The following is a 15,340-nucleotide window of genomic DNA, read 5'->3' on the forward strand; positions in this document are numbered from 1 at the left end:
GTAAGGTAAATAATGGCAGAAGTAAGTATTGATAAACTCGCCAGCGACATAGGTACAACTGTTGATAAGCTAGTACAACAGTTTAAAGACGCTGGAATTGAGAAATCTCCGTCAGATCAAGTAACTGAAGATGAAAAAGCACAGTTATTAGATCATTTAAGCCGTGCACATGGTGGCGAAGGTACAAGCGCACCAACGCGCATGACGCTACAACGTAAAAGCAAAAGCACATTAAGTGTGCCAAGTGGTTCGGGTAAAGCGAAATCTGTACAAGTTGAAGTACGTAAAAAGCGCACTTACGTGAAGAAGAGTGCACTTGAAGAGCAAGCGGCTGAGCAAGCAGCAGAGCAGGCACGTATTGAAGCCGAGCAAAAAGCACAGCAAGAAGCAGAGTTAAAAGCGAAGCAAGAAGCTGAACTTAAAGCAAAGCAAGAAGCTGAGCAAAAAGCAAAAGAAGCGGCGAAACAAAAAGCGGCAACTGAAGCGAAAGCGAAACCAGCTGAAGCACCAGCACCAAAACTAACTGCTGAAGCACCAGCACCAAAACTAACTGCTGAAGAAAAAGCAGAAGAAGAGCGTCTTAAGCGTGAAGCGGAAGAAGCAGCGAAGCGTAAAGTGGAAGAAGAAGCAAAGCGTGCTGAAGAAGAAGCTAAGCGCTTAGCGGAAGAAAACGAAGCACGTTGGAAAGCGGAAGAAGAAGAGCGTAAACGTCGTGAAGAAACGGCTGATTACCACAGCACTTCTTCAGAAGCTGCACGTCTTGCTGAAGACGAGTCTGATATGAAAGAAGAGCAGACTGCACGTCGTCAAGGCAAGAAGAAAAAGAAAAAAGAGGAAGTACCTGCACCTCGTGGTAAAGGTAAAGCTGCTAAGAAAGGCAAGCTAAAAGCACCTCAGTCATTGCAGCACGGTTTCCAAAAACCAACACAAGAAGTAACGCGTGACGTTCGCATCAGCGAAACAATCACGGTAGCTGAACTTGCTTCTCGTATGGCGGTTAAAGGTACTGAAGTTATCAAGACCATGATGAAAATGGGCGAAATGGTAACAATTAACCAAGTACTAGACCAAGAAACAGCATCACTTGTTGCTGAAGAAATGGGTCATAAAGTTGTATTGGTTAAAGAAAACGAGCTGGAAGAGAAAGTACTTTCAGATCGTGGTGCAGAAGGTGAGCAAGCGCCACGTGCACCAGTTGTTACTGTTATGGGTCACGTTGACCATGGTAAAACATCAACACTTGACTACATCCGTTCTAAGAACGTAGTAGACGGTGAAGCCGGTGGTATTACACAGCACATTGGTGCATATCATGTTGAAACAGACAACGGTATGATCACTTTCCTAGATACTCCGGGTCACGCAGCGTTTACTTCAATGCGTGCACGTGGTGCGAAAGCAACGGATATCGTAGTACTTGTAGTTGCAGCAGACGACGGTGTAATGCCACAGACAATCGAAGCGGTACAGCACGCGAAAGCAGCTGAAGTACCACTGATTGTTGCAGTGAACAAAATCGATAAAGAAGGCGCAGATCCAGATCGCGTTAAGAATGAGCTTTCTCAGCACGACGTAATCCCAGAAGACTGGGGTGGTGATGTACAGTTTGTTCATATCTCTGCGAAAGTAGGTACTGGTGTTGACGAACTATTAGAAGCAATTCTAATGCAAGCTGAACTTCTTGAGTTAACAGCTGTTCATGAAGGCATGGCATCTGGTGTGGTGATTGAATCACGTCTAGATAAAGGTCGCGGTCCTGTTGCTTCTGTACTTGTTCAATCAGGTACGCTTAAGCAAGGCGATATCGTACTGTGTGGTTTAGAGTACGGCCGTGTTCGTGCGATGCGCGATGAAGATGGTAAAGAAATTAAAGAAGCGGGTCCGTCAATCCCTGTTGAGATTTTAGGTCTATCAGGTGTGCCTGCGGCTGGTGACGAAGCAACAGTTGTTAAAGACGAGCGTAAAGCACGTGAAGTTGCACTTTACCGTCAAGGTAAGTTCCGTGATGTGAAACTTGCACGTCAACAAAAAGCGAAGCTTGAAAACATGTTCTCTAACATGACCGAAGGTGATGTGTCTGAAGTGAACGTAGTACTTAAAGCAGACGTACAAGGTTCAGTAGAAGCAATCTCTGATGCACTTGTTAAGCTTTCTACAGATGAAGTTAAAGTTAAGATTGTTGGTACTGGTGTTGGTGGTATCACTGAAACTGATGCAACACTAGCTGCAGCTTCAAACGCAATCGTTGTTGGCTTTAACGTACGTGCCGATGTATCAGCACGTAAAGTAATCGATAGCGAAAACCTAGATTTACGTTACTACAGCGTAATCTATGACCTTATCGATGAAGTTAAGCAAGCAATGTCAGGTATGCTTGCGCCAGAATTCAAGCAAGAGATCATTGGTCTTGCTGAAGTACGAGACGTGTTTAAGTCTCCTAAAATTGGTGCAATCGCTGGTTGTATGGTTACTGAAGGTCTTGTTAAGCGCAATAACCCAATTCGTGTTCTACGTGATAACGTTGTTATCTACGAAGGTGAACTTGAATCACTACGCCGCTTTAAAGATGACGTTCAAGAAGTTCGTAACGGTATGGAATGTGGTATCGGTGTTAAGAACTACAACGACGTTAAAGTTGGTGACCAAATCGAAGTATTTGAAGTTGTTGAAGTTCAGCGTAGCCTGTAACTTTCACTTCAATAATTAGATAATTCTTTGGGGGCTTTATGCCCCCTTTATGCTATTTTCTCAAATAGTATTTAAGAGGAATAAGAAAAGTTTATGAGAGAATTTTCTCGTACAGATAGAGTGGGTCAACAGATCCAAAAAGAAGTGGCACTTATTTTACAACGTGAAATAAAAGATCCACGTCTTGGTATGATCACTGTGAGCGCAGTAGAAGTATCACGTGATTTATCGTACGCCAAAGTGTTTGTTACAACGCTTAATGATCACGATGAAGAAAAGTCAAAACTGATCATGAAAATTTTAGGCGAAGCACAAGGCTTTGTTCGTTCATTACTTGGCAAACGCATTCGCGCACGTATCGTGCCTGAAATTAAGTTTGTAATGGATACCTCATTATTAGAAGGTATGCGCATTTCGAATTTAGTTGACCAAGTAATTCGCGACGACAACGAAAAGCGTGGCGATGAACCACAAGAAGGTCAAGAAGACTAATGGGGCGTAGGCAAAAAGGTCGTGCAATTGACGGCATTTTACTGTTAAACAAACCAACCGGTATTTCATCAAGTAAAGCTCTGCAAATTGCCAAAGGCATTTATTTTGCGCAAAAAGCAGGGCATACCGGTGCACTTGATCCACTGGCAACAGGCATGTTGCCAATTTGTTTTGGTGAAGCGACTAAGTTTTCACAGTTTTTGTTAGACACTGACAAAACCTATGTGGTGCGTGCTAAGTTAGGTGAACGCACTGACACGTCAGATTCAGATGGCGAAATTGTTGAAACTAAGCCAGTTAATATCACTGAGCAGCAGTTAGTTGATGCGGTGAAATCATTTGAAGGCGAATCGGACCAATACCCATCGATGTACTCGGCGCTGAAATATGAAGGCAAACCTTTATATTACTACGCAAGACAAGGCATCGAAGTGCCACGTAAATGCCGTAAAATTAACGTGTTTAGTTTAACCTTAGACGAAGTTGATTTTGACAATAACGAAATTCAAATGACCGCTCATGTAAGTAAAGGCACTTACATTCGCACTATTGTTGACGATTTAGGTGAACAGCTAGGCTGTGGCGCACATGTGATTATGCTTCATCGCAGTGCTGTGGGTCATTATCCGGCTGAACAAATGATGACGCTTGACGAATTACAAGCGATTCTCGATGACGCCAAAGCAAATGACATCACGCCAAGCGAAAAACTTGATCCATTATTATTACCAATGGATACCGCATTACATGGCATGACAGAAGTGTTGGTAACCGATGGTCAGGCGAAAGCGTTTAGACATGGTCAAGCGGCAACCATGCCAAACCTACCTGATGGTGAGTTTAAAGTCATCCGTCAAAGCGACAACCGCTTTATGGGCATTGGCGAACGCAATAGCGATGGACAACTTAAATCGAAACGGGGTTTATCCAACGTTGACGAGTAAACAATTACTTGTAGTAATTTCAAATGCTGGTAGAATACGCCAGCTTAATCGCTTTGGCTGAATTAGTGATCGGCTAAAGTTTATTTAATTAACTCACTAAATTATTGGAGTCTAACAATGCTAAGCATTCAAGAAAAAGCTGAAATCGTTGCTAAATTTGCACGCGCTGAAGGCGATACAGGTTCACCAGAAGTACAAGTTGCACTTTTAACTTTTGATATCAACAAGCTTCAAGGTCACTTCAAAGATCACAAGCATGATTTCCACTCACGTCGTGGTCTTCTTCGCAAAGTAAGTCAGCGTCGTAACCTTCTTGACTACCTAAAGCGTAAAGACGTTGAGCGTTATTCAGCGCTAATCAAAGAGCTTGGCCTACGTCGCTAATCACTTTGATTCTAAAGAAGGAGCCTCGGCTCCTTTTTTTGTGCCTAAAACTCATTAATACACATCAAAACTTTTTACTAAGAGTGTTAAAAAGCAAGCGATAGGCTGCTTTTTTGTTACACGAGACTACCATCTTTCTCGCTATGCAGTATACTAGCGCACGAGTTATAAAAGACATTGAATTTATTGTGCCTTTTTTAACTAAATAAACTGATGCCAATTGTAGTAGTTAATCGATTTTGTATTTGAAACTGCAAATACGATTACCTACTGTAATTGGTGTTATTCAAATAGTTATACATTTTAAAGGATTTTTTAATGCAACCAATTATTAAAAAATTTCAGTTTGGTCAACACGAAGTGACTTTAGAGACGGGTGCAGTTGCTCGTCAAGCAGATGCTGCAGTTATCGCGAGCATCGGTGATACAGCAGTACTTGTATCAGTAGTAGGTAAGCGTGATGCGGCACCTGGTCAAGATTTCTTCCCACTAACAGTTAACTACCAAGAGCGTATGTATGCTGCTGGTCGTATCCCTGGTGGTTTCCTTAAGCGTGAAGGTCGTCCAAGCGATGGCGAAACACTAACGGCACGTCTAATTGACCGTCCAATCCGCCCACTTTTCCCAGACGGTTTCGTAAACGAAGTACAAGTAATTGCAACGGTTGTTTCAATTGACCCAGAAATCAAGCCAGATATCGTAACATTAATCGGTACATCTGCAGCGCTTGCTATTTCAGGTATTCCATTTAATGGTCCGCTTGGTGCAGCGCGCGTTGGTTATATCAATGACCAGTACGTACTTAACCCATCAGCAACTGAGCTAGAAACAAGTAAACTTGACCTAGTTGTTGCAGGTACTGAAAACGCAGTACTGATGGTTGAGTCAGAAGCTGAAGTGCTTTCAGAAGACGTGATGCTTGGCGCGGTTGTATACGGCCACGAGCAATCACAAGCGGCGATTCAAGCTATCAAAGAATTCCAAGCTGAAGCGGGTAAGCCAGCATGGGATTGGACAGCACCAGAGAAGAACGTAACACTTGCTGATAAGATTGCAGCAATTGCAGAAGAAAAAGTAGGCGCGGCTTACTTAATCACTGACAAAGTAGCGCGTAAAGAAGCGATTTCAGCTGCTAAAGCTGAAGTAGTTGAAAAATTAACTGCAGAATTAGCTGAAGACGAATCACTAGACGAGCAAGAAGTTGGTAAACTATTCGGTTCTCTAGAGAAGAAAATAGTACGTGGCCGCATCATTGCTGGCGAAAAGCGTATCGATGGTCGTGAACCAGACATGGTTCGTGCACTAGACGTAATGACGGGTGTACTTCCACGTACTCACGGTTCAGCTATCTTCACTCGTGGTGAAACGCAAGCACTTGTAACAGCAACACTTGGTACAGAGCGTGACGCACAAATGATCGACGACCTAACAGGTACTAAGACTGATCGTTTCATGCTTCACTACAACTTCCCTCCATACTGTGTTGGTGAAACTGGTTTTGTAGGTTCACCTAAGCGTCGTGAAATCGGTCACGGTAACCTAGCTAAGCGTGGTATTGCAGCAGTAATGCCAAGCCTTGAAGAATTCCCGTACTCAGTTCGTGTGGTTTCTGAAATCACTGAATCAAATGGTTCTTCTTCAATGGCGTCAGTTTGTGGTACATCACTTGCGCTTATGAATGCAGGTGTACCAACTAAAGCATCTGTTGCTGGTATCGCAATGGGTCTAGTAAAAGAAGGCGACGACTTTGTTGTTCTTTCTGACATCTTAGGTGATGAAGATCACTTAGGTGATATGGACTTTAAAGTAGCTGGTTCATCAGAAGGTGTAACTGCACTACAAATGGATATCAAGATTGAAGGTATCAACAAAGAAATCATGCAAATCGCGCTTAACCAAGCAAAAGCGGCTCGTATGCACATTCTTTCTGTAATGGATCAAGCAATCGACAAGCCAAGCGAAGAGCTTTCTGAGTTTGCACCGCGTATCTACGTTGTAAACATTCCACCTAAGAAAATTGCTGATGTTATCGGTAAAGGTGGTGCAACAATCCGTGCACTTACTGAAGAAACTGGTACAACTATCGAAATCGAAGATGACGGTACAGTTAAAATTGCTGCAACGAACGGTGAAAGCGCACGCGCTGCAATCGCACGTGTTGAGCAACTAACAGCAGAACTTGAAGTAGGTACTATCTACTCAGGTAAAGTTGTTCGTATCGTTGATTTTGGTGCGTTTGTAAATGTATTACCAGGTAAAGATGGCCTAGTACACATTTCACAAATCAGTGAAGAGCGTGTAAACAACGTTGCTGATCACCTGAAAGTAGGTGATGAAGTACAAGTTAAAGTACTTGAAGTTGACCGCCAAGGCCGTGTACGTCTAAGCATCAAAGAAGCGATGAAGAAAGACGACGCACCAACTGAAGCAAATGCTGAAGAAAAAGCATCAGAAGAATAAGTCGATTAAATAGACTTAGCGATAAAAAAGGGGCTGTATAGCCCCTTTTTTTATGCTCTAATAGCAAAGAGGTAAATTTTAAGGATAGATTTTAGTGAATAAATTGAAACGGTTTTTTGCAACGTTAGCGATAGGCGCAAGCCTTGTTGGTTGTCAGGCAACAAATGAGACTGAAACGGGAGATCACCCGGTTGTAAACGTTCCATTTGCAGGCCCATTGCAACATGACTTTCGTAAAGAGTTGGAAATTGCCCGTATCAATCAAGCACTAAATAATGTTGATATCACCACTGAGCAACGAGCTGGTTTGCATCATAAACGTGGCGCCTTATATGATAGTGTTGGTTTATCAACGCTAGCTCGCCTTGATTTTAACTACGCCTTAAAACTAAAACCTGATTTTGCTGAAGTGTATAACTTTACAGGTATTTATTACACGTTAAGCATGCAATATAACCAAGCATATGAAAGTTTTGATGCGGTAATCGAATTGCTGCCCGACCATCAATATGCCTATCTTAACCGTGGTATTGCACTTTATTACGGTTCGCGTCCCGATCTCGCTGAACATGATTTAAAGAAATTCCTCGCAGCAGATAAAACCGACTCTTACCGTGCAGTATGGGTTTATTTAGCAACGCGTAAAGTAGATGCAGAGCGTGCATATAATGAATTAAAGCAACATGCAGTTGAACTTGATCAAACGCGTTGGTCTTATCAATTGGTGCAGTACTTTTTAGGCGAGCTTTCTGAGCGTGATTTATTGCTTAATCTGCAAAAAGATTTAACCAGTCATCGTGAATACCTTGAGCGTCTTTGCGAAGCTTATTTCTACCTTGCTAAAGATGCGGTATCTGAAAATAAGCCTTTAAAAGCTGAAGACTATTTTAATTTAGCAATGGCTACTAACGTTTATGAGTTTGTTGAATATAAATATGCACGATTAGAATTACGTTTACTTTATAGCGATGATCAAACACCTGACGAAGTCCAGTGAAGTGGTTAATTGTTGTTGTTTTAAGTAGCTTACTTTCATCAAGTTACTGTTTTAATGAAAAACGCCTATTACAGGCGTTTTCTGCTTATCCAAGCCAGCTTTATGCTACCTTAGCTCACTTTGCAATTTTGCCCGATGTTGTTAACTTTCGTGACTCAACTGATCACCTTCGAGTGTATGCTAATTTTAACAACCCAGATGCAGAGGCTTTATTAGCACAAGCCTTTATTGAAAATGCAAGCCTCTACCAAAGCACCTTATTAGCTGCGGGTAAAAATAGCTCGACGCTTGCAAAACGAAAGCTTGAAGATTACTTAAAATCAACAGGCCAATGGCCAGAAATTCAGAAGCTTCCTTGGTCACTACCCGAACAATTACACACTGAAGCAGCAATGTCGTTAAGACAGGCGATTGGAGACACAGCGCGTGAAGCATCCTTAATTTACACATCAAAAAACTGTGCTGAAAAAGTAATGCTAGTGGTTAGCGATTTAAGCAGTTTTAATCACGTTAAAGCGCTTAAAAAACGCTTTGAGATAACGTTTGATTTACCAATATGTTTAAGTGAACCAGTTTATTTTGATGCGACAAAGATTAAATGCTCAAATAACCCTAAAACACGTATTCGCTGCGTGTTAACCAACAATATGGTATTAGAGCGTTTTTCTTACGATAAATTAGCCTTCTTTAGTAAACAGGGGATTGCTAATGCCTTTGCAAATCAGCTGCATATGAGTTACTTGCAATCAGAGCGTGTATTACTGCATGAATTAATGCACTTATATGGCTTTATAGACGAATACCCGCTAAAAAAAGCGCTGGCTCAGCGTGTGTGTAATGTTGAGAAGAAAACGCGAATTGCCAAAAACATTGTGGTATTGCCAAATCCAGATAATGCAGCAGAGCGAATTTCTTTTGATGGGCAAGATTGGTATAAAACAAATACCTGCGATAATGCAAAAGGGCAGGCATATAAACCCGTTTCAATAACGTCAAATTTAGAGTTGTTAGACTTACCATTACCGAATTTGTATAAAACCTGGTTAACACAAGCAATGCTAAACGGTAACAACTTGTAGTTAATAGATTTACACGGTTTTTCAATAGTCTTTATTCACTATTTACACTATATTTATTAAAACCATGAAATGGCTCGTTTTGTGTTCAATTACATACGCTTAATCTAGACATGATAGTCGTTTCTAAAGTATAAATAGAAGAATGTATGCATAGCGCAATCATGCGCGGCTACGCAACTTACTTGCTAGCATAACTCATGCTTTAACCTTGTTGTAAAAATAGGGAAAAGCCAAAGGATAAAACTATGTCATTAATGTGGATACCTGTGTTATCCCTGTTAGGCAGCTTATTTGCAGCGACGACGAATAAACTTTCTCGTACAAATGCTGCATTAGCGATTGCGATATTTCCAGTTGTAGCGCTCGCCATCGTTCTCTATCACACTGCGAGTGTTTTGGATGGCAATGTCATCCGCGAAAGTGTGCAATGGATCCCACTGCTTGGGATTAATATTAGTTTTAGGCTTGATGGCCTCGCATTATTATTCTGCTTAATGATTTTAGGCATTGGCCTTTTAATTATTCTGTATGCCCGTTATTACTTAAGCAGTAATGATAATATGGCGCGCTTTTATACTTTCTTAATGTTGTTTATGACTGCAATGCTTGGCATTGTGCTGTCTAACAACGTTATTCAAATGTGGGTGTTCTGGGAACTTACCAGCATTAGCTCATTTTTGTTAATTAGCTATTGGTGGCATACATCAGAAGCGCGTCAAGGTGCGCGCATGGCGCTGACTATTACCGGTGGTGGTGGCCTTGCGCTGCTAGGTGGTTTAATTTTACTTGGCAACATAGTTGGCAGTTATAATCTTGATGATATTTTAAATAATGGCCACATTATTAAAGAGCATGCACTTTATCCGGTAACGCTTATTTTGATTTTGTTAGGCGCATTTACCAAATCAGCTCAGTTCCCATTCCACTTTTGGTTACCGCATGCAATGGCTGCACCTACACCGGTAAGTGCGTATTTACACTCAGCTACTATGGTTAAAGCGGGTATCTTCTTACTGGCGCGTTTTTATCCTGCATTATCGGGTACTGAACTGTGGTTTGCGATAGTGACGTTAACGGGTTTAACAACCTTAATTGTAGGCGCTTACGTAGCGCTATTTAAGCATGACTTAAAAGGCTTGCTGGCTTATTCAACAATTTCGCACTTAGGTTTAATAACCTTGTTATTTGGTCTAGATACTGAATTGGCCGCAGTGGCAGCGATTTTCCATATTATTAACCACGCGACATTTAAAGCTTCGTTATTTATGGCAACCGGTATTATTGACCATGAAACAGGTTCGCGCGATATGCGAAAGCTAAATGGTTTATGGAAGTATTTACCTTATACAGCAACGCTCGCTATGGTGGCAGCTGCGTCAATGGCTGGTGTACCGCTGTTAAATGGTTTCTTATCAAAAGAGATGTTCTTTGCTGAGACACTGCATCAACATGTTCTTGGTTCAATGTCTTGGTTAATCCCTGTGCTTGCAACGTTAGCAGGTGCTTTCTCGGTGGCATATTCAATGCGTTTTATTCATGACGTTTTCTTTAATGGTGAACCGATAGGCATTAAAAAGGATATTCATGAACCGCCACGATATATGCGCGTTCCAGTAGAGGTGCTGGTTGCCCTTTGTATCATTGTGGGTATGTTCCCGAATTTCGCAGTGGACTCAATTTTGGCAAGTGCATCGTTAGCGGTAGTCGGCGATGGCAGCTTGCCTCAATACAGCCTTGCGATTTGGCATGGTTTGAATTTACCCCTATTAATGAGTTTCTTAGCGGTTACAATAGGTTTGCTAATTTATTGGCAACGAAAGTATTTATTCCAGTTTAATGCATCATTGCCTGAGATAGATCCTAAAAAAGCATTTTTAAACGGTCTTGACCAAATTGCAGCACTATCTGAAAAAATTATGTTTCGCATGGAAACAGGTTCATTACAGCGCTATATAGCATGGCTATTAGTTACTGTGCTTATATTTGCAGGTATTCCACTATTTGACATGCTTGAATTAGCTGGTGACCAACCTTTACAACCACTAGATCCGCATAATGTGATTGGTGCAGGTCTATTGATTGTAGGGGCAGTTGCAACCGTGATTTGTCATCGCTCACGAATGACATCATTGCTGATGATATCAATTGTAGGTTTGATGGTATCAGTGGCGTTTACTCGTTTTTCTGCACCTGATTTAGCACTAACGCAGTTAACAGTTGAAGTTGTTACGATTGTACTACTGATGCTTGCACTGTTTTTCTTACCTCATCGTACACCGAAAGAGTCTACCTCGTTGCGCCTTGTTCGCGATGTGGGTATTGCGTCAGCGGTGGGGGTAATTATTGGCTCTATTTGTTATGCAATTATGACCCGTCCACTTAATTCAATTTCACAGTTCTTTGTTGAAAACGCGAAAATTGGTGGTGGTGGTACTAACGTAGTTAACGTTATTTTGGTTGATTTCCGTGGTTTTGATACTTTAGGTGAAATTACCGTGTTAGGTATTGCTGCACTAGGTATTTATAAACTACTTCTCAATTTGCCACTCTTTATGCCAGCCAGTGATGGTGAAGGTCGCCCTTGGGCTATCGAGCGCTATCCAATGTTGCTTGCAAGTATTTCACAAGCACTATTACCACTTGCGCTTATGGTGAGTGTGTATATTTTCCTTCGTGGTCATAATTTGCCAGGTGGTGGTTTTATTGCGGGCCTTGTCACCGCGATAGCGATGATTTTGCAATATATCGCTCGAGGCTCAGACTGGATTTATGCTCGTTTAGATATCAATTACCGAAAAATCATTGCCTCTGGTATTGCCATTGCCTTTGTTACAGGTATCGGTAGTTGGTTCTTTGATAGACCATTCTTAACATCATGGTTTGATTATTTCGATATTCCATTTATCGGCAAAATTGAATTAGCAAGTGCCATAGCATTTGATTTAGGTGTTTATTTAACGGTAGTAGGTGCAACCTTAATGATTTTAGCAAGTTTAGGTAAACTAACATTAGCAAGCCAACATAAGGAGCCAAAATAATGGAAGTACTTTATGCAACTTGTGTTGGGGTGTTATTTGCCTGTGGCGTGTTTTTGATTTTACGTGCTAGAACGTTTCCTGTGGTACTTGGTTTGACCATGATGTCGTATGGTGTGAATTTGTTTTTATTTGCATCGGGTCGTATTCATAGCAACAAAGCCGCGGTGTTAGGCGAATCAGCACAATATGCTGATCCATTACCACAGGCTTTGGTGCTTACAGCGATTGTAATTGGCTTTGCAATGACTGCATTTGTGGTGATTTTAGCTATCCGTGCTCGTGCGGACTTGGGGCATGACCATGTTCATGCACGTTTTCCTAAGATTAAAGGCAAGGAGTAGTAAGCGTGCCACATTTTGTATCTTTGCCGGTATTAATGCCGATGTTGTCAGGCATTTTATTATTATTGCCACCATCGGGGAAAAACCTTAAAGCGCGCCGAATTGTATCGAGCATAATGGCAGTTTTAACGTTTGCAGTTAGTGCTTACATGTTAAAAAATGCATTGAGCGGCGAAATCTTTGTTTACGCCATTGGTAACTGGCAAGCGCCGTTTGGTATTGTGCTAGTTGCGGATGTAATGTCATCAATGTTAGTGGCATTAACCTCGTTTCTTGCAATGGTCTGCGTGTTTTATTCGTTGTGTGGTGATGATGAGGCGGGGAGTTTTTTCCACCCACTATTACACTTTTTACTGCTAGGGGTGAATGGTGCCTTTTTGACAGGAGATCTATTCAATCTCTTTGTATTCTTCGAAGTATTGTTGATTTCATCTTATGCACTATTAATGCATAGCTCAGATAAACACAAAACCCAATCTGCATTGCACTACGTTGTTTTAAACTTGGTGGGTTCAAGTGTTTTCCTAGTTGCGCTAGGTATTTTATACGGAGTGCTTGGTACCTTAAATATTGCTGATATGGCGCTTAAAGCTGCCGAGTTATCAGGTGATGATCGTGCACTGTTAAATATTGGTGGCATGCTACTGCTTATTGTATTTGCACTAAAAGCAGCGGTGATCCCACTGCAATTTTGGTTACCAGCCACATATTCTTCGGCATTGCCAGTTGTTGCAGCGCTTTTTGCGATTATGACGAAAGTCGGCATTTACGCCATTATTCGTGTTTACCCAACGATTTTTGTTGAACCAAACAGTGCATCTACACATATCGCACAAGATTGGTTGTGGCCTGGTGCAATCATTACGTTGATAATGGGTATTCTTGGTGTTCTTGCTAGTAAAGATCTACGTATGATCGTGGCAAACTTGGTGATTATTTCAATTGGAGCACTTATCGCTGCGATTGCATTTAACACGCCAGGTGCAATTGCTGCTGCACTGTATTACTTAATTCATTCAACCTTAGTGACTGCAGGGTTGTTCTTACTAGCCGATGTGATTGGTAAGCAGCGCGGTAAAGTAGCGGTGCGTTTAGTGCCGGCAAAACCTATTGGTCAGCCGATTTTACTGGGTACTAGTTTTATCGTGTTCGTACTAGCTGTGGTTGGTATGCCTCCATTCTCAGGTTTTATTGGAAAAGTGTGGTTATTACAAGAAGCGTTAAACGTTGATAAAGCGGCTTGGTTTTGGTCTGTTTATTTAGTGGTATCGCTACTTGTATTAGTGACCCTAACGCGAGCAGGTTCACAGCTTTTCTGGCGCCACAATGGTCAAGAACCTTCAGAAACTAAAGCGACACCTTGCCAACTTATTGGTGTTTTAAGTTTATTACTCTGCTCTCCATTACTGAGCATCTTTGCTGGCCCAATTAGTGAAATTACTACACTGGCAGCAAGTCAGGTTTTTGATATTACAGGCTTACAACAAGCTGTGTTAGGAGGTAAGTAAGATGCGTACTGAAGCACGTTTTAGTTTATTCCCAACACCATTTCGAAGCATTTTATTGTTCTTTGTATGGTTGTTATTAAACAACAGCTACTCGCTAGGTCATATTGTATTAGGTGCAATTTTAGCAACTGTGATCCCGTTAATTACTTTGCGCTTTAGAGAGCCTCAGCCTTTAATAATGCGTAAGTGGCTGGCACTTAAACACTTCTTACTGGTGCTTTACGATATTGTTACTGCCAATGTACAAGTGGCATTTTTGATTTTAGGTCCAATTAAAAAATTACGCCCAGCATTTGTAAAGGTACCGCTAGATTTAACCCATGAAATGCCAATCACTTTACTTGCAAGTACTGTGTCACTTACACCAGGAACGGTTAGCGCTGAAGTGTATCCTTTCCCAGAGTCTTTAGTTGAAGGTGAAGAGGTCAAAGAACGTTATTTACTTATTCATGTACTTGATTTAGATGATGAAGCAGAGCTGATTGCAACCATTAAACGTCGTTACGAAGCACCGCTTAAGGAGATTTTTCAATGTTAAGCACTGTTATATTAATTGTATCGGCAATGATCGGTGTTTCGCTGTTACTTAATTTGTGGCGCTTATTACGCGGACCATCGGTACCCGATCGCATACTAGCGCTTGATACCATGTACATAAACAGCATTGCGCTGATTGTGCTGTATGGCATTAAGGTTGCTTCAGAACTTTATTTTGAAGCGGCACTACTGATTGCAATGCTAGGGTTTGTGAGCACCGTTGCGGTGTGTAAGTTTTTATTACGTGGCGATATTATTGAGTAAATACCATGGCAGAGATTATTGTTTCATTACTATTGTTGTTAGGTGGCGTATTTATTCTAATTGGCTCAATTGGAATGAATCGTATGCCAGATTTTTTTATGCGTCTTCATGGTCCAACTAAAGCGACAACGCTGGGTATGGCAGGTGTGTTGATAGCGTCAATTGTCTATTTTAGTGCGATTGTAAATGAGCCAAGTGCGAAAGAGATTTTGATTTCTATTTTCTTGCTGATCACCGCACCAATTAGTGGTTATATGCTGATTAAAACAGCAATACATCACAAACTGAAAGCGCATAAAGGCACAAAGGGTATCGAAAACATCGAAGAAGATTAGGGCCAGTTGATCATTGCTGTTCTATTTTTGTTCTTTTTCAGCGTGCTTTTTTCGCGGCGCTCGATGTGTGGCCTAGTAATCTAAGCGAATATCGTGCAAAGCTACCGCGTCCTGCTCTCGCCCCTTACCTATATCCATGTAGGTAACAATGAGAAAAGTGTACTCCAAAGAACCATTCGGCAGCGCTTGATTGGGTTTTCTACTGTGATATCGGCTGACTCACATAGAATAACTATGCCACACAGCCTCTGCCTTGTATAAAACCTAATCAAA

13 protein-coding genes are annotated in these 15,340 nt (G+C 41.5%); all 13 read left to right on the top strand.

From position 1 onward, the window contains the following. Nucleotides 1–12: 12 nt before the first annotated feature. Nucleotides 13–2,688, top strand: a complete 2,676-nt coding sequence (infB, locus tag ON073_RS07225; RefSeq protein ID WP_274761200.1) for a translation initiation factor IF-2 — start codon at nucleotides 13–15, stop codon at nucleotides 2,686–2,688. A 93-nt stretch (nucleotides 2,689–2,781) separates the two neighbouring features. Further along, nucleotides 2,782–3,180 carry a 30S ribosome-binding factor RbfA gene (gene rbfA, locus ON073_RS07230; RefSeq protein WP_010559789.1) on the top strand — a complete coding sequence of 133 codons (399 nt, stop codon included), beginning with the start codon at nucleotides 2,782–2,784 and terminating at the stop codon, nucleotides 3,178–3,180. Beyond that, on the top strand, nucleotides 3,180–4,124 hold the full coding sequence (truB, locus tag ON073_RS07235; RefSeq protein ID WP_274761202.1) for a tRNA pseudouridine(55) synthase TruB: 945 nt from the start codon (nucleotides 3,180–3,182) through the stop codon (nucleotides 4,122–4,124). The genes rbfA and truB overlap by 1 nt, the downstream gene beginning before the upstream one ends. Nucleotides 4,125–4,241: 117 nt before the next feature. Continuing rightward, nucleotides 4,242–4,508 (top strand): 30S ribosomal protein S15, encoded by a 267-nt coding sequence (gene rpsO, locus ON073_RS07240; protein WP_274761203.1) that lies wholly within the window; start codon nucleotides 4,242–4,244, stop codon nucleotides 4,506–4,508. A gap of 318 nt (nucleotides 4,509–4,826) precedes the next feature. Further along, nucleotides 4,827–6,968: a polyribonucleotide nucleotidyltransferase gene (gene pnp / locus ON073_RS07245; RefSeq protein WP_274761204.1), complete on the top strand. Its 2,142-nt coding sequence runs from the start codon at nucleotides 4,827–4,829 to the stop codon at nucleotides 6,966–6,968. A gap of 94 nt (nucleotides 6,969–7,062) precedes the next feature. Beyond that, nucleotides 7,063–7,965, top strand: a complete 903-nt coding sequence (gene nlpI / locus ON073_RS07250; RefSeq protein WP_274761205.1) for a lipoprotein NlpI — start codon at nucleotides 7,063–7,065, stop codon at nucleotides 7,963–7,965. After that, nucleotides 7,962–9,044, top strand: coding sequence for a hypothetical protein (locus ON073_RS07255; RefSeq protein WP_274761207.1), 1,083 nt, complete (start codon nucleotides 7,962–7,964; stop codon nucleotides 9,042–9,044). Before nlpI ends, ON073_RS07255 begins: the two co-directional genes overlap by 4 nt. A gap of 245 nt (nucleotides 9,045–9,289) precedes the next feature. Next, nucleotides 9,290–12,082, top strand: a complete 2,793-nt coding sequence (locus ON073_RS07260) for a monovalent cation/H+ antiporter subunit A (protein ID WP_274761208.1) — start codon at nucleotides 9,290–9,292, stop codon at nucleotides 12,080–12,082. Next, complete coding sequence (locus tag ON073_RS07265; protein WP_038642118.1) at nucleotides 12,082–12,423, top strand: Na+/H+ antiporter subunit C; 342 nt, start codon at nucleotides 12,082–12,084, stop codon at nucleotides 12,421–12,423. The genes ON073_RS07260 and ON073_RS07265 overlap by 1 nt, the downstream gene beginning before the upstream one ends. 5 nt (nucleotides 12,424–12,428) lie before the next feature. Next, nucleotides 12,429–13,931 carry a monovalent cation/H+ antiporter subunit D gene (locus ON073_RS07270; protein WP_274761209.1) on the top strand — a complete coding sequence of 501 codons (1,503 nt, stop codon included), beginning with the start codon at nucleotides 12,429–12,431 and terminating at the stop codon, nucleotides 13,929–13,931. A 1-nt stretch (nucleotide 13,932) separates the two neighbouring features. After that, entirely contained in the window at nucleotides 13,933–14,469 is a 537-nt protein-coding gene (locus ON073_RS07275) for a Na+/H+ antiporter subunit E (RefSeq protein WP_274761210.1), read from the top strand. Further along, nucleotides 14,463–14,732: a K+/H+ antiporter subunit F gene (locus ON073_RS07280; RefSeq protein ID WP_274761212.1), complete on the top strand. Its 270-nt coding sequence runs from the start codon at nucleotides 14,463–14,465 to the stop codon at nucleotides 14,730–14,732. The genes ON073_RS07275 and ON073_RS07280 overlap by 7 nt, the downstream gene beginning before the upstream one ends. A 5-nt stretch (nucleotides 14,733–14,737) precedes the next feature. Continuing rightward, nucleotides 14,738–15,067 (top strand): Na+/H+ antiporter subunit G, encoded by a 330-nt coding sequence (locus ON073_RS07285; RefSeq protein WP_274761214.1) that lies wholly within the window; start codon nucleotides 14,738–14,740, stop codon nucleotides 15,065–15,067. Nucleotides 15,068–15,340: the final 273 nt, after the last annotated feature.

The sequence above is a fragment of the Pseudoalteromonas sp. G4 genome (genome assembly GCF_028875915.1).
In the GTDB taxonomy this organism is placed as follows: Bacteria; Pseudomonadota; Gammaproteobacteria; order Enterobacterales; family Alteromonadaceae; genus Pseudoalteromonas.